Annotated in this window: 16 protein-coding genes; 8 read left to right on the top strand and 8 right to left on the bottom strand. The window is 48.7% G+C overall.

Features of this window, described 5'->3' with window-relative positions; all coding sequences use genetic code 11:
• Positions 1-33 precede the first annotated feature (33 nt).
• Both OGX91_RS10700 and pgl read right to left on the bottom strand, forming a co-directional pair.
• The gene (locus OGX91_RS10700) at positions 34-6813 is read right to left on the bottom strand and encodes an OTU domain-containing protein (RefSeq protein ID WP_286626210.1); all 6780 of its coding nucleotides are present in this window, start codon (positions 6811-6813) and stop codon (positions 34-36) included.
• 317 nt (positions 6814-7130) lie between these two features.
• Complete coding sequence (gene pgl / locus OGX91_RS10695) at positions 7131-8126, bottom strand: 6-phosphogluconolactonase (RefSeq protein ID WP_199947306.1); 996 nt, start codon at positions 8124-8126, stop codon at positions 7131-7133.
• Between the two features lie 165 nt (positions 8127-8291).
• On the opposite strand from pgl, the gene OGX91_RS10690 reads away from it, so the two are divergent.
• Positions 8292-9110, top strand: a complete 819-nt coding sequence (locus tag OGX91_RS10690) for a pyridoxal phosphatase (RefSeq protein WP_286626208.1) — start codon at positions 8292-8294, stop codon at positions 9108-9110.
• On the opposite strand, the gene modC is transcribed toward OGX91_RS10690, so the two are convergent.
• From modC to OGX91_RS10670, 4 genes are all read right to left on the bottom strand, one after another.
• Positions 9111-10169 carry a molybdenum ABC transporter ATP-binding protein ModC gene (gene modC / locus OGX91_RS10685; RefSeq protein ID WP_040232493.1) on the bottom strand — a complete coding sequence of 353 codons (1059 nt, stop codon included), beginning with the start codon at positions 10167-10169 and terminating at the stop codon, positions 9111-9113.
• 2 nt (positions 10170-10171) lie between these two features.
• Positions 10172-10861 (bottom strand): molybdate ABC transporter permease subunit, encoded by a 690-nt coding sequence (gene modB / locus OGX91_RS10680; RefSeq protein WP_005125418.1) that lies wholly within the window; start codon positions 10859-10861, stop codon positions 10172-10174.
• On the bottom strand, positions 10861-11634 hold the full coding sequence (gene modA / locus OGX91_RS10675) for a molybdate ABC transporter substrate-binding protein (RefSeq protein ID WP_286626206.1): 774 nt from the start codon (positions 11632-11634) through the stop codon (positions 10861-10863). Before modA ends, modB begins: the two co-directional genes overlap by 1 nt.
• A 189-nt stretch (positions 11635-11823) precedes the next feature.
• The gene (locus OGX91_RS10670; RefSeq protein ID WP_003023026.1) at positions 11824-11973 is read right to left on the bottom strand and encodes an AcrZ family multidrug efflux pump-associated protein; all 150 of its coding nucleotides are present in this window, start codon (positions 11971-11973) and stop codon (positions 11824-11826) included.
• Between the two features lie 130 nt (positions 11974-12103).
• Here OGX91_RS10670 and modE point away from each other — a divergent pair, with 130 nt between their 5' ends.
• The 7 genes from modE (at position 12104) to gpmA (ending at position 19882) form a co-directional block, all read left to right on the top strand.
• Positions 12104-12892, top strand: coding sequence for a molybdenum-dependent transcriptional regulator (gene modE, locus OGX91_RS10665; RefSeq protein WP_286626205.1), 789 nt, complete (start codon positions 12104-12106; stop codon positions 12890-12892).
• Positions 12893-12958: 66 nt separating this feature from the next.
• Positions 12959-14431 (top strand): molybdate ABC transporter ATP-binding protein ModF, encoded by a 1473-nt coding sequence (modF, locus tag OGX91_RS10660; protein ID WP_199947305.1) that lies wholly within the window; start codon positions 12959-12961, stop codon positions 14429-14431.
• 219 nt (positions 14432-14650) lie between these two features.
• A complete protein-coding gene (galE, locus tag OGX91_RS10655; RefSeq protein ID WP_040232497.1) occupies positions 14651-15667 on the top strand; it encodes a UDP-glucose 4-epimerase GalE in 1017 nt (338 codons plus the stop codon).
• 9 nt (positions 15668-15676) lie between these two features.
• Positions 15677-16723 (top strand): galactose-1-phosphate uridylyltransferase, encoded by a 1047-nt coding sequence (galT, locus tag OGX91_RS10650; RefSeq protein WP_005125424.1) that lies wholly within the window; start codon positions 15677-15679, stop codon positions 16721-16723.
• 3 nt (positions 16724-16726) lie between these two features.
• Positions 16727-17875 (top strand): galactokinase, encoded by a 1149-nt coding sequence (gene galK, locus OGX91_RS10645; RefSeq protein WP_040232498.1) that lies wholly within the window; start codon positions 16727-16729, stop codon positions 17873-17875.
• Complete coding sequence (gene galM, locus OGX91_RS10640) at positions 17869-18909, top strand: galactose-1-epimerase (protein ID WP_040232501.1); 1041 nt, start codon at positions 17869-17871, stop codon at positions 18907-18909. The genes galK and galM overlap by 7 nt, the downstream gene beginning before the upstream one ends.
• A 220-nt stretch (positions 18910-19129) precedes the next feature.
• A complete protein-coding gene (gpmA, locus tag OGX91_RS10635) occupies positions 19130-19882 on the top strand; it encodes a 2,3-diphosphoglycerate-dependent phosphoglycerate mutase (protein WP_003022999.1) in 753 nt (250 codons plus the stop codon).
• A 57-nt stretch (positions 19883-19939) separates the two neighbouring features.
• Here the strand turns inward: gpmA and OGX91_RS10630 are convergent, their stop codons facing one another.
• Together OGX91_RS10630 and aroG are read right to left on the bottom strand one after the other, a co-directional pair.
• Positions 19940-22330: an autotransporter outer membrane beta-barrel domain-containing protein gene (locus OGX91_RS10630; RefSeq protein ID WP_286626202.1), complete on the bottom strand. Its 2391-nt coding sequence runs from the start codon at positions 22328-22330 to the stop codon at positions 19940-19942.
• 194 nt (positions 22331-22524) lie between these two features.
• Positions 22525-23577 carry a 3-deoxy-7-phosphoheptulonate synthase AroG gene (gene aroG / locus OGX91_RS10625; protein WP_005125429.1) on the bottom strand — a complete coding sequence of 351 codons (1053 nt, stop codon included), beginning with the start codon at positions 23575-23577 and terminating at the stop codon, positions 22525-22527.
• Between the last annotated feature and the right edge of the window lie 35 nt (positions 23578-23612).

Here is a 23612-nt window from a genome sequence, read left to right as displayed (position 1 = left end):
GGCTTACCGCCATCCCTGAACATGTCTATCAACTTAGACTGATTGCCCGGAAGAAAGGCTCTTGCGGGCGATGTCTCTTTTGCTGAGACTGTGTTTCAGAGTCTTGCTAACTGCAGGCTGTAGAGCGGCAGGTTCTGTTGTTTTAGTTATGAATTGTTTATATTCTTTCACAAGACTGAACAGTTCTTCAGAATGCGTTTTAAGTTCTCCATCCTCCATCGATTTAATTTCAACTTCATCATAAGGTTTAAAGAATGCCGTAATAAACCTATTGAAATGGTCTTCCAGATATACTTTTGTCATGGCATTGAGCATGTCACCATCCATTACAGGATCATGCTCCGTTGCAATTCGATTTAACATCTTCGCCGCAGAATGAAAAAGACAGTTACCATCACCGACTACCGGAACAGGTTCCCTTGAAACAGGGCTAAAGCCATTATAATGTCCGTTTTCTAAAACAACGTAAATATCCTTGTTAGTTTCCCACCCTGTCCCTATATCTAAATCTCTAGATTTTGATGCCGAGTTAAAATCAACACGATTAAAAAGGTTATTACCGACTGGGTTAAGAACATGAAGACGAATGCCTTTACTTGCCAAATATGAGTAAAGAGCTAAAACAGCTATTTCGCCATCAATTTGCGAATGGAACTTCTTAAAATCAATTCCACTGAGAATTTCATCCTTCAATTCTTTTTGTTTAGTTAACGCAACTTCAGAATTAGAAATTCTGCCAGTTTGCGGCTCTTCAGGATTAGAAATTTTGGCAGTTTGCGGCTCTTCAGGATTAGAAATTTTGACAGTTTGCGGCTCTTCAGGATTAGAAATTTTGGCAGTTTGCGGCCATTTAGGTTCACTCGGCCATTCAGCAGATAGCCTGTCTGGAAGATAATTATCCCCGAGAGGTTTTATTACACTCATGACATCTCCAGATTTTATAGTTGAAAAAATAGCCTTCATTTTTTTTATTTCTTGAATCTTTTTATCATTTCTCCCACCATTTGTTAGTGTTGGAGTTCTCATATTGAGAACTGTATTCAAATCGTAATTATGGTTCAGGAGGTTGTCCAGTGGCATGTCATCATGGAAATTTGTATCATGAAGTCTTTCCATTGCGGAGTGCCCATAAGACCGAAGTTCCAGCGGAGGTGTATTTTTTTCTTTAGGTAATGCTCGACTCACTGCCTCAAAAATACTTTCTTTTCTAGAATGCTTAGCTGCTAGCCGGAATGAGCCATCGCCGTAATCCAGTATGGAAATCTTCTTATGGCCTTTATTACTTACTTTAATAATATCGTCAAACATTTTTTCTCGTTCTTCCTCCGAGTAACTTTCTGGGACTTCAATGATGTTTATTTCTTTTTTATATACAGAGTTTACAAATTCAATAAGTGCAGAAATCTCAAATTCAGCTTTCACATCCATTGATGAATTTTGCACAGTATTACGTATGAACGCCCTAAGCTTGTACTTATCATCACTGGAGGGCTCCTGGCGTTTAATGTTGCCGGTATTCTGACTATTTTCCACTAGCTGTTCATTTTTTTGAATAGAAGTTTCATTGCTGTTGCTGACAGGCAAACGAAAGGACTTCTGTAGACGGCGGATTTCCCGGCCACTCATCGTTTTGCCAATTACATTATTTTCTTGCAATGATTGAGATGGCGTCTGGGTTTGCAGCGGTAACACCTGCGAAATATTCTCGCTTACCGGTGACAACACGGGTTCCACAGAAAATACCGTTGTGGGGTTATCCGTACCCGTTTTAGGTAGTGAAGCATTGTCATCCTGTACAAGAGCATCAAGAGAATCTCCAGGTCTCGCCACATCCGACAGATCGTCACTTATCTCATTATCACCAGATGCGGAAACGCTACCCAGTGATGAGTCTGAGTACTTTTCTCCAAAAAGTTGATTAAATTTCTCATTGAGATGCGAGCTACCTTCACGCATTTTAAAGTCAAAGTAGGAGTTACCGTCAGAATTATCACAATTATATTTTTCATCTTGATAAACATTCAAACACCCCATGTTCTTTAAGTTAAAATCATTAATTATCTCAACAAATTGAGTTTTATTTATCCCCATTTCTTTAAGTATTGAAAAATCATATTTATAATGTTTACGTTTAATATTCACATCAGTAATATCATTATTTTTAATAACTTCCTGCACAATACGACCAGTAGGAGCAACAACATCAAGTAATACTCTTGAATTGGCAACTTCGGTTTTTATTTCCTCTTGCCACATAAATAATTCTTCTTTTTTAAAATTTTTTGTCAATTTATTAAAAACGGGATAATTAAATTTATTTTCCACATCGACAATAACACCATCTCCCCCACTATATCTTTTTTTAACAAATAATTCATTTAGTGGCAAATCAACTCCATTTTTAAATTTTAAATTTGTTAGTCCCTTTGAACGGCCACCTTCAACGTCGGAAGAGAATAGCGATTTTATTTGTATGGTTGATTCATCCTTCAATAGATAAGGAAGACCTGAGTCTATCTCGGATGCAACAAATAAAAGTTCTTTCATAAAACGAAGAAAAATTCCGTCTTCATCCTTCAACTCAAGATAATTTTCTGCAAGAATTTTTCTAGCTTTATTCTCATTATTTTTACAAAATTCAGAAAATTCAGAAATAAATTCACCTAAAAACTTATTGCCATTTTTTTCATATTTTTCAAAAATATCCGGAAAGTTATTGACAATGGTCATTAATCTCGGATCAAGACCTTTAGTCTCACTATTGATAATGGGAATTCTATTACCAGAATTAATCCTGATAATATTCCCCTTACCAGGATTATTTTCATTTTCCGCTGTTTGCGGCTTGAAATAGCTTTCAATCTTTCTACTATCTCTATCTATCACGTCTTGCCGAGATATATCTTTAATTTGCTTGCGAAGATCATTCAATTCCGATGGCGTCATGCTTCTCATATAATCAAATCTGTTTTCATTTATTAATGAATCAATATATTCGATAAAACCTTTATGTGAAGAATGGGTTATTTTTGCCTCCTCTACTTGCTTAAAACTCTCATAGAAATGAGAAGCAATCAACTCTCTATCATATTTCTTATAAATACAACCAGGAATAGTATAAATCTTACCATTCACCCCTGGTATTTTAAGATCCCCTTTGCCAGATATTGGTTTATATTCTGTCGCAAGTTCATTACACTTACCTTTTGAATCATAAAAATATTTAATCTGCACAAGCAAATGCTTCTGCATCTGCAATTCCGTGACGACCATACCGTTTTCAGTAAACTCAATATTTTCAAATGAAACATTCATTTTTCTTAATATTGACTTTTGCTCTATAATTTCTTCAAGCAACCGTTTTTTTTCTGCTCTATCAGAGGTTTTCCTGGCCTTTTCCTCAAGAGCATTTATATCTTTTAACTTATATTTATTATTATAAGATGTGATTGTAAACGCAGGAGAACTCCCCCCCACAGGAACAGTTGAATCAGTCGATACATTTGATGCAAGGGTTTCATTACCCCCAACGATCGGTTTATCCTGACTCACTGCAACTTCATTTACCAGTTTCTCTTCGCTTGACGATACATCGATAAACTGCTCTTTCGCAACTTGCTCACTGGATTGATTCACTGCAGCTTCAGTTGCCTGCGTATCAACAATATGCTCACTTGCTTCAGGCTGACTGGCTTCAGAATCAGGAATTTTGCCAGTTTGCGGCACTTCAGATGCACTATTGTCTACAGGATATTCATATTTCTCCCCGAAAAGCAGCTCCATCACTGCCGGGCGCTTTAGTATACTAAAACCAAACTTTCTCTGTATTTCTTTTAGTTCTTGAATCATTTCATCACTTTTGTTTAGTTTTGGGGCCATGGTGACAAGTGTATGATAATCCCAATCTTCAACCAGGCACTGTCCCAGGGGCAAATCGCTTTTTGCACTGTTTATCACACTATGCTGCGATTGATACAATGCGTGGTACTCAGAAGAACGCTGTCTCAACGAAGGAAGCATACTCTTTCCGTTATCTTCTATATGTAATCCTCGATACACTGCCTCAAAAATATCTTCTCTTTTAGAACCCTCGGTCGCTAGCTGGAATGAGCCATCGCCGTAATCCAGTATGAAAATCCAATTAGCGAGTTCCTTTGGAGTTAGAGTTCCATATGAGAATCTCTTGCCTGCTTTAATATCGTCAATTAGTTTTTTTCGATCTTTCTTCGAGGAGCCTTTTGGGACGGTTATGAACTCTATTCTTTTTTTATATAAACTGCTTACAAATTGAAGAAAAAATTCAAGCTCCACTTCAGCTTTCACATCCGCTGACATATGTTCCACAGTATCACGCATGAACTCCCCGATCCTGTACTTATAATCCTTATCCACCTTGTCCTTCTCGTCCTGGCTCTGGGGGTCATAATAAAATGATCTAAATTTATACTCCTTAGGACCCTCAGGAAGAGTTGAATCAGTCGATACTGTGACTCTTCGAGCAAAATTTAACCCTATAGTCAGTTTATCCTCTACAGATTCACTGGATTGACTCACTGCAGCTTCAGTTGCCTGCGTATCAACAATATGCTCACTCGATTCAGGCTGACTGGGTTGCCCTACTGCAGAATTAGTTTTTTCATGTCGCGGTAAACCACTAGCCCATTTTAGAAACTCATTAATCCTTTTTGCCTGTTTCTCAGTTGCGCGACATTGTTCTTTATTCTGATGATCCGTTCCGTTTACAGATTTTAATTTTTCGTCATTAAGCGAGCGGATCTCTTCAAGCGCATGAGATGAAAATGTAAAATCGGCACCTTTTATATCGACCATTTTTTCTATTGAAGAAAGTAAATACTTCAACTGGCTTTCTCTGGTGATTGCCAGATGATGATATTTTCTGGCCAATTCCCTGTTGCCCGATGTATGCTCTTTACTTGAATACGAGGCATACTTATCCCATGCATGAGTGGATTCTTGCTGTAAAAACAGGACTTTATCTTTCAGAGATAATTGATTGTAATAGGACTTCACTACCGAAGAGGCTTTTGCAGCTTCCTTAACTGTCAAGGTCTCAATATGGTTGTCCAGCCATGCGATTTCATGCCTTGAAATTTCTCGCTTATGCTTGTCTTTAAGATTGTGAAGCCCAGATATCTTGTCATCTCTCAATTCCCTGAGCGCATTAATACCTTTCTGAGAAAACGCATTTTCTACATGTTTGTTTTTAAGGAATTCTGCAACCATACTCTCCACACTACCGGGTTCTGCTTTACTACCGGGTTCTGCTTCGATGATTTTTTTTAACTCCATTTTAAGTGAGGTAATTTCTTTACGATATGCTTTATTTTTTAACAATGCCAACTGTCTTTTTAGTTCACCAATCTCTTGTCCGTACTCTGCCGATTTGGCATCACGATCCGGAATGATATGATTCACTTGATAATCGGACTGTTCTTTTTCCTTTTGTTTCAGTTCGCGCTTGATTTGTTTAGGGGTTAGATCTCCCAACTTCTCCAGACTGGAAATAGCACCCCTGATATTATCCGCTCTCGAAGATACCGTTTTAACATCTTGTATTCCGCAAAAATTATTATCTTTCACTATGTTACTCAGAGCTGTTCGATAGCCAGAGTCAGCAGCGTAAACAGTATTAATATACTGATTGAATTTCTTACCATGATAAATCGTAGGAAGATATTTCTCTGCATCAGCTTTAGATATAAATTTAAGATTACCCTCTTTAACAAGATTCTCAATAACTGCACAACGCAGTTTATCTTTGTCTGTCCAGCCTTCCATGGATTTTGCAGACCAGTCCGCACACAGTGCATCTATCCCTTTCGCGTAGTGTTTTTTAGCCATAGACCGCGTTAGAGCCTGAGAATCTGCATGGCGTTTACTTTGTTGTAGCGCTTCCCAATTCTTACCATTAGAGTTACGGAACATTAAATTGATATTATTCTGCAAATGATAAAATTTATCCTTTCCAAAAGACTCCTTGGCATCAGCATCTATTCCTATATCTATAACCCTGGCAGGAACAGCACTACCAAATTCATGAACAAGAGATTTTACATATTCACTGGCTTTATTCTCTTGAAATAATTTTGATGTATCCAGAAGAGTGGGGAAGTGTGTCTCTAACGATGCTTTACCACATAGGAGTGCATTATTTTCGTTAAGAATGATTCCCTGGTCCTGGTCTTTTTCACGGATAAATAACTTTAACTTCACAACATTATTGGGTTTGTCAAAGGAGCTGTATTCTGTTTCAGGTTCCTGCCAGGCAATTATATTATCCCATGAAATATTCTTACCGTCATATTTAATCCCGTCAGCACTGATTGATTTCTTTCCTGTACTATCATCGATGGCACTATCAGCAATGAGTGTCATCCTTTCTTTTCTGTCCAACGTTCTGGCAAATGTAGTCCTCCCATCCTTCTCTACCAACAGATATTTAACCAGAGGGTTACCAACATGTTTAGCAGGCACATGTAAGTTAAGGATTTTCTCGTCATCACCGCTGCCAGAAACAAGGGTCAGGGTTCCCATGACACTAACCTGCGCTTTTAGAGGCACGTTAACAGTGGCCGTAGTTTCACTATTAGGTCGACAATCAGAAATACGTTGAATGGTGTGAAATGTTGCAGCTCTGGAAAGTTTTTTGTCTGATGAATTAGATACAGATTTAATGTTTTCCCTAAAGTTGCCTACCGTTTTGTTTCTGCATAATTGCTTCGGAATTGAGTTTTGTACTTCAGGCGCAGTGCTCCATTGACTTCCGGTATTCAATACATCAATTGTACTCATATTATTACTCCAGAATATAATCCATTTAATTATCACTACTTTGAATGAATCACAGCATATATATGCAGCATTGATTCTTATCACTCTGTAGGATACAATATGTTTTGAATGGGAAATTTCAAAAAATGCTCCATTTTCCGGAAATTTTTTTACACAAAAATTCAGTGATGTTTAATGCAGAAAAAGGAAGAAACGTAAACCGTCAGCAGAAACGCGAGTACGGCTAACTGTAGAAGGGAATTAAACAGGCAGAAACAGCAAAAGTATTCGCAATCAATCTTACAGATAGCGACGCCCGCTAACGGGCGTCGCTGTTGTTAGTACGCGTTAATCACCACCCACATCGGACCCTGCCCTACCGCGTAACGGCCTTTCTCCGTCAGCAGCCCTTGTTCGCCTGCAATCTCATACACCGCGATATGGTGCGATTTTTGCCCGGCGGCGATCAGGTATTTCCCACTGTGGTCGATATTAAAACCGCGCGGCTGGGTTTCGGTCGGCTGGAAGCCTTCTTTCGTCAGCACACTTCCGTCTTCTGAGACGCTGAATACCGTAATCAGGCTGGCGGTACGGTCACAGGCGTACAGATGACGACCATCTGGCGTAATATGGATATCTGCCGCCCAGCGGGTGTCGGAGAAATCAGCAGGCATCATATCCAGCGTCTGTACGCACTCAATCTTGCCGTACGGATCTTTCAGTTCCCAAACATCGACTGAACTGTTCAGCTCATTCACGCAGTAGGTATATTGCTGATTCGGATGGAACACCATATGACGCGGACCCGCACCTTCAACGGTGGTCACTTCCGCGGGTTCCTGGGCGACCAGATGACCATCATCGCTGACGGTGAACAGGCAGATACGATCCTGTTTCAACGCCGGAACCCACAGGGTACGGTTATCCGGCGAGATGTTGGCCGAGTGGCAGCCGTCCAGACCTTCAACCACGTCAACCAGCTCTACCGGCAGGCCATCATCCAGACGCGTGACGCTCACGCTGCCCGCGTTATAAGAGCCAATGAACACGAAACGCCCTTGATGATCGGTAGAAATATGGGTTGGGCTACCCGGCAGCGCAGACTCTGCCGCGAAGGTCAGCGCACCGTCATCAGGCGCAATACGATAAGCCAGTACGCGAAACTCCGGACGCACGCCAACATAGAGATAGCGCTTATCCGGGCTGACGACCATCGGCTGTACCTGACCCGGCACATCAACCACCTGCGTCAGCGTCAGAGAACCCTCGTGATTCAGGCTCCAGACGTGAATTTGCTGACTCTCAGGACTGGCGGTATAAACGGTTTGCTTCATGAATACTCCTTTGCTTTTTGGCAGGTGGCTGCAATTGCCTGACACACGCCTAAGGTAGACGCTTTTAACGGTGAATGCTTAATTAAGGCTCAGAATTTTGTCCGGCTCCCGTCTCGGTGTACCATTCCAGCAGACAAAATTCTCAACCTTCATCTGGAAAAAACTATGACCGCACGCGTGATTGCCCTGGATTTAGACGGTACCCTGTTGACCCCGAAAAAAACCTTGCTGCCATCCTCTCTCGAGGCGCTCGCGCGCGCCAGAGAAGCAGACTACCAACTTATCATTGTCACAGGTCGCCATCACGTTGCCATCCATCCTTTTTATCAGGCACTGGCGCTGGATACACCTGCAATTTGCTGCAATGGCACCTACTTGTATGATTATCAGGCGAAAAAGGTGCTGGAATCCGATCCCCTTCCGGTTAACCAGGCGTTGCAGCTGATCGATATGCTGAATGAACATCAGATCCACGGACTGATGTATGTGGATGAGGCCATGCTGTATGAACGCCCGACCGGGCATGTGGTGCGTACCGCTAACTGGGCGCAAACTCTGCCGCCGGAACAGCGCCCTACTTTCACTCAGGTACCTTCGCTGGCACAGGCGGCGCATGACGTCAACGCCGTGTGGAAATTTGCCCTGACCGATGAAGATATTCCGAAACTGCAGCAGTTTGGTAAGCATGTTGAACAGCAGCTGGGGCTGGAGTGTGAATGGTCGTGGCACGATCAGGTCGACATCGCCCGTAAAGGCAACAGTAAAGGACGACGCCTGACCCAGTGGATTGAAGCCCAGGGCGGGTCAATGAAAAACGTGATTGCCTTTGGCGATAACTTTAACGATATCAGCATGCTGGAAGCCGCAGGCACCGGCGTAGCGATGGGCAATGCGGACGACGCGGTCAAAGCCCGCGCCAATATCGTGATTGGTGATAACACCACCGACAGCATCGCGAAATTTATCTATTCCCACCTACTGTAATCAGGCAGTAATCGACACACTCTTAATTTGTGCGTACAGCCACAGGCCAGGTTTGATCCCAAGTTCATCCCTGGCCCATGGGCTAATTCTCGCCCACAGCGTTTTCCCGCCGACCTCAAGCTGAACTTCCACCTGACCGTTATCGTCATAGCACTGCGCGACTTTCGCCCGCAGCACGTTACGAATACTGGTCTGCTGCGGTGGTTGGAGCACCAGTGAAACATCTGATGCCTGAATACGAATACGCAGCGCGGTTTGCAGCGGTTGATCCAGCTTATTGACCCACAGGTGCTGATCGCCAAGCGCCAGCGCGGTCATCGCGTAGTGTGGATGATGTTCCAGTACGCTGACTTTCAGAATGCTGCTTTGCTGTTCCTTCGGCAGCCAAGGGTGCATCACGCTGCTGCCCCAGACGTCCTCCAGCGAACCAAACGCTTTCACCTGCCCATTTTCCAGCACCATTACTTTGTCGGCCAGGTGCAAAATCTCATCCAGCGAGTGACTGACATACAGCATCGGAATATTAATTTCACGCGCCAGGCGTTGCAGGTAAGGCAGCAGTTCGCGCTTACGCGGAATATCCAGCGAGGCAAGTGGCTCATCAAGAAGCAATAACTCAGGCGCGGTTAGCAGCGCCCGACCGATGGCGACACGCTGTTTTTCGCCGCCGGAAAGACCGCCGGGCAGACGGTCAAGTAGCGGTTCAATACCCAACAGCGCCACCAGCTTATCAAACTGTCCGGCCATGCTTTTCGCCATACCGTAACGCAGATTGCCGCGCACTTTATAATGCGGGAACAGACGCGCATCCTGAAAAACATAGCCCACCCGGCGTTTTTCAGGAGTTAAGCAGATACCGTTTTCAACGTCATTCAGTACCCGACCGTTGAGCACAATGCGCCCGGACTGTGGTTGGGTCAGACCACTGATAGCATTAATCAGCGACGTTTTGCCCGCGCCAGAGACACCAAAAATAGCGGTGATGCCGCTGGCGGGCAGCGTTTCGTTGAGCGTCAGACAGTGGGTTCCCAGCGTCTGGGAGAAATTAAGTTCCAGCATGGTTATCGCCCCGTCCGCTCACGGCTAATGCGCGCCAGCCATTCAGAAATGAGCAGCGAAATCAGCGCCAGCACAATAGAAATAATGCATAACCTTGCCGCCGCGCTTTCGCCGCCAGGCGTCTGGATGAGGGTGTACATTGCCGAAGGAATGGTGCGCGTTTCGCCAGGGATATTAGAAACAAAAGTAATGGTTGCGCCGAATTCACCGAGTGAACGCGCAAACGCCAGCACCGTACCGACAATAATACCGGGCAGCATCAGCGGTAAGGTAATGGTCATGAATACGCGCCAGCGCCCGGCTCCCAGCGTGCGGGCCGCCTGCTCCAGCTTGACGTCAACGCCTTCCAGCGCCAGACGAATAGCCCTTACCATCAGAGGGAAGGACATCACCGCCGCGGCCAGCACCGCCCCACGCCAGCTAAAGGCAAAGGTGATGCCAAACCAGTCGTACAGCCACTCGCCAATAAATCCGCGCCGCCCCATAGCCACCAGCAGCAGGTACCCCACCACCACCGGCGGCAGTACCAGCGGCAAGTGCAGTACGCTGTCGAGCAACGCTTTGCCCGGGAACTTACAGCGTACCAGTAGCCAGGCAAAGAAGATCCCAAACGGCAGGCTAAACAACACGGCCAGGGAAGAAACTTTCAGGCTCAGTAAGACGGCCTGCCATTCAGGATCGGTCAGTATCATTACTTGGTCGTAAATCCATAACGTTTGAAGATTTCAGAAGCCTGCGGTCCTTTCAGGTAATCATAGAACGCGCTGACCGTTGCGTTGGAGTGCCCATCAACAACCGCGATCGGGTATTCCACTTTTTTGTGCGAATCTTCCGGGAAGGTCGCCACAACTTTTACGCCTTTGCTGGCGACGGCATCAGAACCATAGACAATGCCCAGCGGGGCTTCGTTACGTTCAACCAGCGCCAATGCGCCACGAACATCTTCAGCCGGAGCCAGTTTCGGCGCCAGGGTATCCCATACTCCCAGTTTTTGCAGCGCTTCTTTCGCGTAAATGCCCGCCGGAACATGTTCCGGATCGCCAACAGCCAGGCGTCCACCGTTCAACAGACTGGTCCAGTTGGTTTTGCTGTCGATGGTGAAGTCTTTCTGTGCACTGGCTTTCGGCGCGACAACGACCAGGCTGTTACCGAGCAGCGTTTTGCGCGTTGCGGTATCGATAGACTTTTTGTCTACCGCGTAATCCATCCATTTCTGATCGGCTGAAATAAACAGATCGGCGGGTGCGCCTGCTTCAATCTGGCGCGCCAGCGTGGAAGAAGAAGCAAAAGAAGAGACGACATCAACGTTCTTCTCTTTTTTATATTCTGCGGCAATGTCCTGCATCGCGTTCGTTAACGACGCCGCTGCAAACACTGTGATTTTACCTTCATCCGCCAGTGCATGTCCGGCAACGGTAAGAGAAAGTGTTGCCCCTGCAAACAAGCGTAACCATGTACGTGCCATCTGTAACTCCTTTGCGTTTCGTTATGTAGGCGCAAATATAACGATTAAATCAGGATTTTCCCAGTGGTTATTACTACCAATTAGAGGTTACACAAAGAAAATATCGGCAGGGAAAGCAGGATCTTGAGGAACTAACGCAGTTGGATAATGAGCAATAAAAAACGCCCGGCTAAGCGGGCGTTCGGGGAATCAATGGTTCTGTCTGGATTGGTCTTTCTGACCGATACCGGAAAAAATGTTGAACACTTCACCCAGTCCGTAAATCAGTCCCAGAATGATGGCCATTACCACAGGTACCATGATTACGGCGAATACCAGACTTTTCAATAACTCTAACATGGTCAACTCCAGATATAGTCCTTAGTTATATTCTAACCACATAACACAGAAAAGCACTCCCCTTTTGTGCGGTCGGCTATGCTCAGGCGCGGTTTTCCGTCACAATACCCTTTTTTGCCAGGAGCTTGTTATGCAGGCCGAAATCCTACTTACACTGAAACTTCAGCAAAAACTGTTTGCCGATCCCCGCCGCATTTCTCTGCTTAAGCACATTGCGCTTTCCGGCTCCATCAGTCAGGGCGCGAAGGATGCAGGTATCAGTTATAAAAGCGCCTGGGACGCGATTAACGAAATGAACCAGCTTAGTGAGCAGACGCTGGTAGAGCGCGCCACCGGTGGCAAAGGCGGCGGCGGTGCAGTGTTAACCCGCTACGGCCAGCGCCTGATTCAGTTGTACGACCTGCTGGCGCAAATTCAGCAAAAAGCCTTCGATGTTCTCAGCGATGACGATGCGGTTCCACTTAATAGCCTGCTGGCGGCTATCTCTCGTTTTTCACTGCAAACCAGTGCGCGTAACCAATGGTTTGGCACTATCACCGCGCGCGACCACGACCAGGTTCAGCAGCATGTCGACGTCCTGCTGGCTGATGGCGCAACCCGGCTGAAAGTCGCGATTACCGCGCAGAGCGGTGAACGTCTGGGGCTTGATGAAGGCAAAGAAGTCTTGATCCTGTTGAAAGCGCCGTGGGTGGGGATCACCCATGATGATGCTATCGCTCAGGCCGCCGACAACCAATTGCAAGGCACCATCAGTCATATTGAACGCAGTAGCGAGCAGTGTGAAGTGTTAATGACCTTGCCGGATGGACAGACGCTGTGCGCCACCGTTCCGACTGACGATGCCCTATCGCTGCAAGAAGGCGCGAATGTCACTGCCTATTTCAACGCGGACAGAGTGATTATCGCCACACTATGCTGAGTGATTGACATCGGCCTGAAGAACACGTATCCCTGTTATTAATCGCTGCAAATAATGGGATACAAAATGTCATCGTTGCAAATTTCGCAAGGCACGTTTCGTCTTAGCGACACAAAAACGCTCCAGTTAGATGCGTTGACGTTAAACGCGGGTGACTGCTGGGCGTTTGTTGGCTCGAACGGTAGCGGGAAATCCGCGCTGGCTCGTGCGCTGGCGGGAGAATTACCGCTCCTGAAAGGCGAGCGCCGCTGTCAGTTCGCGCGTATAACCCGACTCTCCTTTGAGCAGCTCCAAAAACTGGTCAGCGACGAGTGGCAGCGAAACAACACCGATCTTCTCAGTCCCGGTGAGGACGACACCGGGCGCACCACCGCAGAAATCATTCAGGATGAGGTTCACGACCCCGGCCGCTGCGCTGCGCTGGCACAGCAGTTTGGTATCTCCGCCCTGCTTAGCAGGCGTTTCAAATACCTTTCCACCGGCGAAACGCGGAAAACTCTGCTCTGTCAGGCACTGATGTCTGAACCCGATTTGCTGATCCTTGATGAACCGTTTGACGGACTGGATGTGGCTTCACGTTGCCAGTTGGCAGAGGTGCTCGCGGCGTTACATCAGGCCGGTTTTACGTTAGTGCTGGTGTTAAACCGCTTTGATGAGATCCCCGATTTTGTGCAATTTGCTGGCGTACTCGCCGATTGCACATTGACAGAAACCGGTGAAAAAACAGCTCTTCTGCAACAAGCGTTAATCGCCCAACTTGCCCACAGTGAACGGCTTGATGGTATTACCCTCCCTGAACCGGATGAACCTTCCGTACGCCGCATGTTGTCTGAGAACGAACCGCGGATTATGCTCAACGACGGGGTCGTTTCCTATAACGATCGCCCGATTCTTCATCATCTGAGCTGGCGGGTAAATCCAGGTGAACACTGGCAGATTGTCGGTCCAAACGGGGCGGGAAAATCAACGCTGCTCAGTTTAATCACCGGCGATCATCCGCAGGGCTATAGCAATGATTTGACGCTGTTTGGCCGTCGTCGGGGTAGCGGCGAAACTATCTGGGATATTAAAAAGCACATTGGCTACGTCAGCAGCAGCCTGCATCTGGATTACCGGGTAAGCACCACGGTGCGTAACGTCATTCTCTCAGGCTACTTCGATTCCATCGGTATTTATCAGGCCGTATCAGACAGACAACACAAGCTGGTACAACAGTGGCTGGATATTCTGGGAATGGATAAACGCACTGCAGACGCCCCTTTCCACAGCCTTTCCTGGGGACAGCAGCGCCTGGCGCTGATCGTCCGCGCGTTAGTGAAACACCCTACGCTATTGATCCTTGATGAACCTTTGCAGGGTCTGGACCCGCTAAACCGCCAGTTGATCCGCCGTTTTGTGGATGTTCTGATCGGTGAAGGTGAAACCCAGCTGCTGTTTGTTTCTCACCATGCTGAAGATGCACCCGCCTGCATTACCCACCGACTGGAGTTTGTGCCCGAAGGCGATATCTACACCTATCGGCAATCATCCCTGCGTTAGTTTTCATACCGGGGCGCGCTAATGCGCCCTTTTTTAAACCTGATTTTTCAGACAAAAGCTGCAATCATTAAATAACATAATGATTTAAAATCAAAAAATACAATTCAGGCGTTGAGAATCAGTATGTGTAAACGATTCCACTAATTTATTCCATGTCACACTTTTCACAACTTTGTTATGCTATCTTCATTACATGATATAGGCACAACGGAGCGAATTATGAGAGTATTGGTTACAGGTGGTAGCGGTTACATTGGAAGCCACACTTGTGTGCAGTTGCTTAAGAATGGCCACGACGTCGTGATCCTTGATAACCTCTGCAACAGTAAGCGCAGCGTACTGCCTGTTATTGAGCGTTTAGGTGGAAAACATCCGACCTTCGTCGAAGGTGATATCCGTAACGAAGCGCTGATCACCGAAATCCTGCACGATCACGCCATCGATACGGTCATCCACTTCGCCGGTCTGAAGGCCGTCGGCGAATCCGTTGCTAAACCGCTGGAGTACTATGACAACAACGTCAACGGCACTCTGCGTCTGGTCAATGCGATGCGCGCCGCCAACGTGAAAAACTTCATATTCAGCTCCTCCGCCACCGTCTATGGCGATCAGCCACAAATTCCTTACGTTGAAAGCTTCCCGACCGGCACCCCACAAAGTCCGTACGGCAAAAGTAAGCTGATGGTCGAGCAGATCCTGACCGATCTGCAAAAAGCACAACCTGAGTGGAGCATCGCGTTGCTACGCTATTTCAATCCGGTTGGCGCACATCCGTCAGGAGACATGGGCGAAGATCCGCAAGGCATCCCTAACAATCTGATGCCATACATCGCGCAGGTTGCCGTGGGCCGCCGTGAGTCTCTGGCCATATTTGGTAATGACTACCCGACCGAAGACGGTACCGGCGTTCGCGATTACATCCACGTGATGGATCTTGCCGACGGCCACGTTGTCGCTATGGAAAAACTGGCAGGCAAGCAAGGGGTACATATTTACAACCTTGGCGCTGGCGTTGGTAGCAGCGTACTGGATGTGGTCAACGCCTTCAGCAAAGCCTGCGGTAAGCCAGTGAACTACCATTTTGCTCCGCGCCGCGACGGCGATCTGCCTGCCTACTGGGCTGATGCCAGCAAAGCCGATCGCGAGCTCAACTGGCGCGTGACGCGTACACTGGATGAAATGGCACAAGATACCTGGCACTGGCAATCACGCCATCCACAGGGATATTCGGATTAAGGACACGTTATGACGCAATTCAACCCTGTCGATCATCCACACCGCCGTTTTAATCCGCTCACCGGACAGTGGATCCTCGTTTCGCCACATCGTGCCAAACGCCCCTGGCAGGGGGCGCAGGAAACGCCATCTAAACAGGTACTGCCCGCGCATGATCCGGACTGCTTCCTGTGCGCTGGCAATACGCGCGTTACCGGCGACAAAAACCCGGATTACACCGGGACCTATGTCTTCACCAATGACTTTGCCGCACTGATGTCTGATACCCCGGATGCTCCCGACAGCCACGACCCACTAATGCGTTGCCAGAGCGCACGCGGTACCAGCCGCGTGATCTGCTTCTCGCCCGATCACAGTAAAACGCTGCCAGAACTCAGCGTCCCTGCGCTGACAGAAATTGTACAGACGTGGCAGGAACAGACCGCAGAGTTAGGAAAAACCTATCCCTGGGTGCAGGTATTTGAGAATAAAGGTGCGGCGATGGGATGTTCAAACCCGCACCCACACGGACAAATTTGGGCCAACAGTTTCCTGCCTAACGAAGCCGAACGTGAAGACCGTCTGCAAAAAGCGTACTTTGCCGAGCAGGGCACGCCAATGCTCGTTGATTACGTCCAGCGCGAACTGGCGGACGGCAGCCGTACGGTCGTAGAAACCGAGCACTGGCTGGCGGTTGTGCCTTACTGGGCCGCATGGCCGTTCGAAACGCTACTGCTGCCGAAAACGCATGTGCTGCGTATTACCGATTTGACTGACGAACAGCGTGCCGACCTGGCGCTGGCGTTGAAAAAACTGACCAGTCGCTACGACAACCTGTTCCAGTGCTCATTCCCCTACTCTATGGGCTGGCACGGCGCGCCGTTCAACGGTGAAGAAAACGAACACTGGCAGTTGCACGCGCACTTTTACCCGCCGCTGCTGCGTTCCGCGACCGTGCGTAAATTTATGGTCGGTTATGAAATGCTGGCGGAAACCCAGCGTGACCTGACGGCAGAGCAAGCGGCTGAGCGACTGCGTGCGGTCAGCGACATCCATTTTCGCGAATCCGGAGTTTAAATAATGAGTCTGAAAGAAAAAACACAATCTCTGTTTGCAGAAACGTTTGGCTACCCTGCCCCCCATACTATTCAGGCACCGGGTCGCGTAAACCTGATCGGCGAACACACCGATTATAACGACGGCTTCGTTCTGCCCTGCGCCATCGACTATCAAACCGTCATTAGCTGTGCCCCCCGCGACGATCGAAAAGTTCGTGTGATCGCCGCTGATTACGACAATCAGATTGATGAGTTCTCTCTTGATGCGCCGATTATCGCCCACGAAACCCAGCAGTGGTCAAACTACGTGCGCGGCGTGGTGAAGCACCTGCAAAAGCGCAATAACGCCTTTGGCGGTGCGGATCTGGTGATCAGCGGTAACGTCCCGCAGGGCGCGGGTCTAAGCTCTTCCGCCTCACTGGAAGTCGCTGTGGGTACAGTATTCCAGCAGCTCTATCACCTGCCGCTCGACGGCGCGCAGATTGCCCTGAACGGCCAGGAAGCGGAAAACCAGTTTGTCGGCTGTAACTGCGGCATTATGGATCAGCTCATCTCTGCGCTCGGCAAGAAAGATCATGCGCTGCTGATCGACTGCCGTACGCTGGGCACCAAAGCCGTTTCTATGCCTGAGGGCGTGGCGGTGGTGATCATCAACAGCAACTTTAAACGCACGCTGGTTGGCAGCGAGTACAACACCCGCCGCGAACAATGTGAAACCGGCGCGCGTTTCTTCCAGCAGCCAGCGCTGCGTGATGTCAGCCTTGAAGCGTTTAACGCTGTCGCCCTCGAACTGGATCCGATTGTCGCCAAACGCGTCCGCCACGTCATCACAGAAAATACGCGTACCGTTGAAGCCGCGCAGGCGCTGGAGAAAGGCGATCTGCTGCGTATGGGTCAATTGATGGCAGAATCTCACGCCTCAATGCGCGATGACTTTGAAATCACCGTGCCGCAAATTGATACGCTGGTAGAGATTGTCAAAGCGACCATAGGCGATAAAGGCGGTGTACGTATGACCGGCGGCGGCTTCGGCGGCTGCATCGTGGCGCTGATCCCACAAGATTTGGTGCCTGCCGTACAGCAGGCTGTCGCTGAACAGTACGAAGCGAAAACCGGTATCAAGGAAACCTTTTATGTCTGCAAACCTTCACAAGGAGCCGGACAGTGCTAAACGAAATTCCCGTAATGGCGCCCGACGGCCAACCGTTTCGCCTGCTCACCCTGCGTAATGACGCGGGGATGGTAGTCACGCTGATGGACTGGGGCGCGACGCTGCTGTCTGCGCGTATTCCGCTCAGCGATGGTAGCGTGCGCGAAGCATTACTCGGCTGCGCAAGCCCGGAGCAATACCCACAACAAGCTGCATTTTTGGGAGCCTCGATTGGTCGCTACGCTAACCGTATCGCCAACAGCCGTTATACCTTTGCCGGCGAAACCGTCGAATTAATACCCAGTCAGGGCGACAACCAGCTGCACGGTGGGCCGGACGGTTTCGACAAACGTCGCTGGCAGATAGTCAATCAGAATGACCGTCAGGTGCTGTTTGCCTTAACCTCTGACGATGGCGACCAGGGCTTTCCGGGTCACCTCTGCGCCACCGCGCAATATCGCCTGACCGATGATAACCGTATTTCGATTACCTACCGTGCGACAGTGGATATGCCCTGCCCGGTGAATCTGACGAATCACGTTTATTTCAACCTCGACGGCGACAAAACGGATGTGCGCCAGCACAAGCTGCAGATTCTGGCCGATACGTACCTGCCGGTTGATGAAATGGGTATCCCGCATGACGGACTGAAACCCGTGGCGGGCACCTCGTTCGATTTCCGGGCACCTAAACGCATCGACAGCGAATTTCTGGCCGATGACGATCAGCGCAAGGTGAAAGGTTACGATCACGCTTTCTTGTTGCAGACGCAAGGCGATGCCCGCAAACCGGTCGCCATGGTCTGGTCCCAGGATGAAAAACTGCAAATGGAGGTCTACACCTCTGCCCCGGCATTGCAGTTTTATTCCGGGAATTTCCTCGGCGGCACACCATCCCGTGGACCTGAAGCCTACGCCGACTGGCAAGGACTGGCGCTGGAAAGTGAGTTTCTGCCTGACAGCCCAAATCATCCGGAATGGCCGCAGCCAGACTGCTTCCTGCGACCGGGTGAAGAGTATTCCAGCCTGACCGAATACCGGTTTATTCCTGCCTGATAGTTAACCGTGACGAGCCGATACCCGGCTCGTCATTTATTCCCACGCCAGATCCGTTCAAAACCCCACCACTCAAAGACAAAATCGCAACCTTGAATTCACAAGAACCTTACACTGCGCCGCTATTTTCGCTATGGTTATGCGTAAGCATTGCCGCTGGTGCATTACGGCAATATAATGATAATTATTATCATTCAACATGATTTATAGGAGTGAGTGTATGGCTGTAACTAAGCTGGTTCTGGTACGTCACGGTGAAAGTCAGTGGAACAACGAAAACCGCTTTACCGGTTGGTATGATGTTGACCTGTCTGAAAAAGGTGTGGGCGAAGCAAAAGCGGCAGGTAAACTGCTGAAAGAGGAAGGCTACAGCTTCGATTTTGCTTATACCTCTGTGCTGAAACGTGCCATCCACACCCTGTGGAATGTCCTGGACGAACTGGATCAGGCCTGGCTGCCGGTTGAGAAATCCTGGAAACTGAACGAACGTCATTACGGCGCATTGCAGGGGTTGAACAAAGCCGAAACCGCTGAGAAATACGGTGACGAGCAGGTTAAGCAATGGCGTCGTGGCTTTGCGGTAACCCCACCGGAACTGACTAAAGATGACGAGCGCTATCCGGGTCACGATCCACGCTATGCGAAGCTGACCGACAAAGAGTTACCGGTTACCGAAAGCCTGGCGCTGACCATCGATCGCGTTATTCCTTACTGGAATGAAACCATTCTGCCGCGCATGAAAAGCGGTGAGCGTGTGATTATCGCCGCTCACGGTAACTCCCTGCGTGCGCTGGTGAAATACCTGGATAACATGGGCGAAGATGAGATCCTGGAACTGAACATCCCGACGGGTGTCCCGCTGGTGTATGAGTTCGACGAAAACTTCAAGCCGATCAAACATTACTATCTGGGTAACGCTGACGAGATCGCAGCAAAAGCTGCAGCGGTAGCCAACCAGGGTAAAGCGAAGTAATTTCATCAGGCCTACAAGATTGCTTGTAGGCCTGATTACTCTATTTCTTATTCCACTTTACCAGCTGTAACGGACATCCAGGCTACCGTTGAGATCGCCATAATCATTACGTCCCTTTTGCCCTGCAACCTGACCAGTGATGCTCCACTGGCTATTCAGATTCGCCTGAATACCTACTTTCACCTCGGCGCGATCTGCCGGAAGATCCTGCTTCACCTGCGCGCCATCAAACGAAACGGCAACATCATCGCTGGTGTGTAACCAGTTCACCTCCGCAAACGGCTGGATCACCGACGTGGTATTCTTGTGCAACTTGCCATCTACCCGCAGTCCGAGACGCGTGGTCCAACTGTCACCGTTTTGTCCGTCAATACGCGTTCCATTCTGCACAACCGCGTCCGCTTTATATTGCTGCCATGTCACCTGAGCCTGTGGCGTCAGGCTAACAGTATTCAGGTTTTCAAGTCCGATGTCGTACCGATAGCCCGTTTCCAGAGAAACAGCGCTGGCTGTCGAATCATAATCCTTTGACCCCACATCACCGTTATTTACGCTGTTATTGTAGAGACCATACTGGTACCAGCTATCCACATACAGTCCGCTATGGTCCTTCGCATCCGCAAACCAGGTGGCATAAGCCCCAAGGTTGTAACCGGCTACGTTACCACTGGCAGAGAACTGGCTCCCATCCGCCCCTCGGTTACCGGTGCTATCCGTATCGGCATTGATATAACTCACCATCAGCCCTGCTTTCAGGCTCTGCACGCTATCATCCCAGCTCAGTATATCGCCGCCGATCTGGAACTGAGAATAGTTGTTGTCAATATCCACATGATCGTTTGCTGCTGTTGACGACGCATCACCCGCTTTAAAACGCATCCACATACTGCCGTCATCGGTGCGTAACTGGCTGCCTTCGCGGTCATAAAGGGTCTGCATTTGCAGACTACGCGCCATCCACTGGTTGCCGAGATAGGCGCCGATATCGGCGCGATACTGAGGGTCCACAGGGGTGACATTACCACCGTCATCTGGATTAACCGGGGTAACGGTCTGCGAGCGCAAATACCAGTCACCACCGTCCTGATACAAGCGGTACTCATACACTCCGACCTGAACCTGGTTGCCCTGGGTAAAGACGCCGTCAGACTGACCGCCGACATCTATCACCTCGATCCCTTGCGTGGTGAGGGCTCCGTCCCCACCAGTATTAGTAACAAAGACGGTGGTCGTGCCTGCAGTATCGCCGGAAATCAGGAGCTTATCCGTCGGGGAGGCATCATCCCCCAGCTGTGTATTAAGGGAGAGCGTGCCATTATTACCGGTGTAATTGCCGTTAATGGTGAGGGTGTGACCAGTCTCATTGCTCTGGCTGATGGCAATGTTGCCGGCATTCGAGACATCATCATTGATAACGCCGGTACCGCCGAGGGTTGCCCCAGCCGCGATGCTGACGGAGCCGTTAGACGTAGTGGCCATTAACTGCGAAGATGAGCCGGAGACACCGGGTGTGCCAATAACGGCAGAATCAGCGAGCCAGAGGGTGCCTTCATCGACAAGCGTGTCACCGGCGTAAGTGCTGTTACCGGTAAGCAGCAACGTACCCTGCCCGGTTTTTTGCAGGGACCCAATACCCTGAATACTGTTGCTCTCGGTACGGGAGGCTCCCGCGTCGAGGTCATAATCCAGGATCCCACTGTTGGTGATAACACCGGTTAAGGCATTAACGGTGGCGCCGGTTTTAATCAGAGTGGTGCCTTCAAGAATGGCATAATCTGATTCCAGCCAGAGTGAGCCGCCGCTGTTGACGGTGGTGTTGCTGGCGAAACTGGCTATTTTTTTGCCGTCCTCCTCTGTTCTAAGTACCAGCGTCCCCCCCTGATTTACAGTCGATTCTTTAGCGCGACCATAAACGGACTGAATACCCTTGTTGTTGATGGTCGTGCCGGTGGACAACCCAAAAACGGTTTCCGTTCCACCAGCATTGATGACGGAATCCGTTGCGGTTCCCAACACATCGTTTTTTGCTCCCGAATTGATGGTAGTGTGTTCTGCTGTACCATAGACAACCTGTAGGCCTTTTTCGCTCAGCACGGCATTCACGGAGGTGCCATTCTCTTCAACCTCAAGATAGCCTCCCGTTACCTGCGCATCCTGGGACAGACCACCGTCCATGACATACTGCAACCCGCCTTCTATCGTCGTATTGAAGGCGCTGCCGTAAACAAACTGATCCCCGGCATCTATTGTCTCTCCACTAACGGACTCACCGGCCGCAACAGTCGGGGTATAATCCGCCATCGCCGGACCAGAGAGTAACCCCAGCAGCGTGGCGATGCCTGCCGCCCTGGCCTGGTTTTTTATCTGACTGTCACCCTGTGCATGTTCAGAAGCCACGACATACATATTACGCGCGGTATTCCAGACGATGTTAAAATTTTTATTCATAGTCATCCCTTTAATTAATATTAAATTCCCCATGGAATGATAACCCTGGATTTAATATATTTATTACAGGAATGACAAAATTAAGAATATATTTATATTCACCCTAACAATATATTGGCGATATAAATAAATTTATTAATATTAATTAAAAAACCGGCCTGATTCGCCGGTTTTAATAAGGGAGGAAAGTAACTTTAACCGCGACGCGCGTTGACCGCATCCGCCAGCTGGCGCAGCACCGCATCGGTATCTTCCCAGCCAATGCAGGCATCAGTGATGCTTTTGCCGTAGGTCAGCGGCTCACCGCTATCCGGGTTCTGATTACCCTCGACCAGATGGCTTTCGATCATCACGCCAATAATCGCTTTTTCGCCGCCAGCGACTTGTCCGCAAACGTCTTTCGCAACATCCATCTGCTTTTTGAACTGCTTGCTGGAGTTGGCATGGCTAAAGTCGATCATCACTTGCGCAGAGAGCCCTGCTTTAATCAGACCTTCTTTCACGTCGGCAACGTGCTGAGCGCTGTAGTTCGGCTCTTTGCCGCCGCGCAGAATAATATGGCAATCGCCATTACCGCTGGTATTTACGATCGCCGAATGACCCCATTTGGTCACAGACAGGAAGCAGTGTGGTGCCCCTGCGGCGTTGATCGCATCAATCGCAACTTTGATCGTGCCATCGGTACCGTTTTTAAAACCAACCGGGCAAGACAGACCCGATGCCAGCTCGCGGTGTACCTGGGACTCAGTGGTACGCGCACCAATCGCCCCCCAACTCATCAGATCGGCAAGATATTGCGGCGTGATCATATCAAGGAATTCACCCGCTGCCGGCAATCCGCTGTCGTTGATATCCAGCAGCAATTTACGTGCAATACGCAGGCCATCGTTGATCTGGAAGCTATTGTCCATGTGCGGATCGTTGATCAGCCCCTTCCAGCCGACGGTGGTACGCGGTTTTTCAAAATAGACGCGCATGACGATTTCAAGTTCGCCTTTTAACTCTTCGCGCAGCGCCAGCAGGCGAGCGGCGTACTCTTTAGCGGCTGCCGGATCATGAATAGAGCACGGCCCAATCACCACTAACAGGCGATCGTCGCTCCCTTTCAGAATTTTATGAATCGCCTTACGGGCATGAGCCACCGTGTTTGCGGCATTTTCAGTAGCGGGGAATTTTTCCAGCAGTGCGACTGGCGGTAATAACTCGTTGATCTCTTTGATGCGTAAATCGTCGTTCTGATAATTCATGATTATTCCAGCGTTGCCATACTTATATAAATGAA

The sequence above is a fragment of the Citrobacter sp. Cpa228 genome (genome assembly GCF_030333085.1).
Lineage (GTDB): Bacteria > Pseudomonadota > Gammaproteobacteria > Enterobacterales > Enterobacteriaceae > Citrobacter > Citrobacter pasteurii.
Note: the sequence above shows the minus strand (reverse complement) of the source record. Positions and strands in the feature narration are given on the sequence as shown.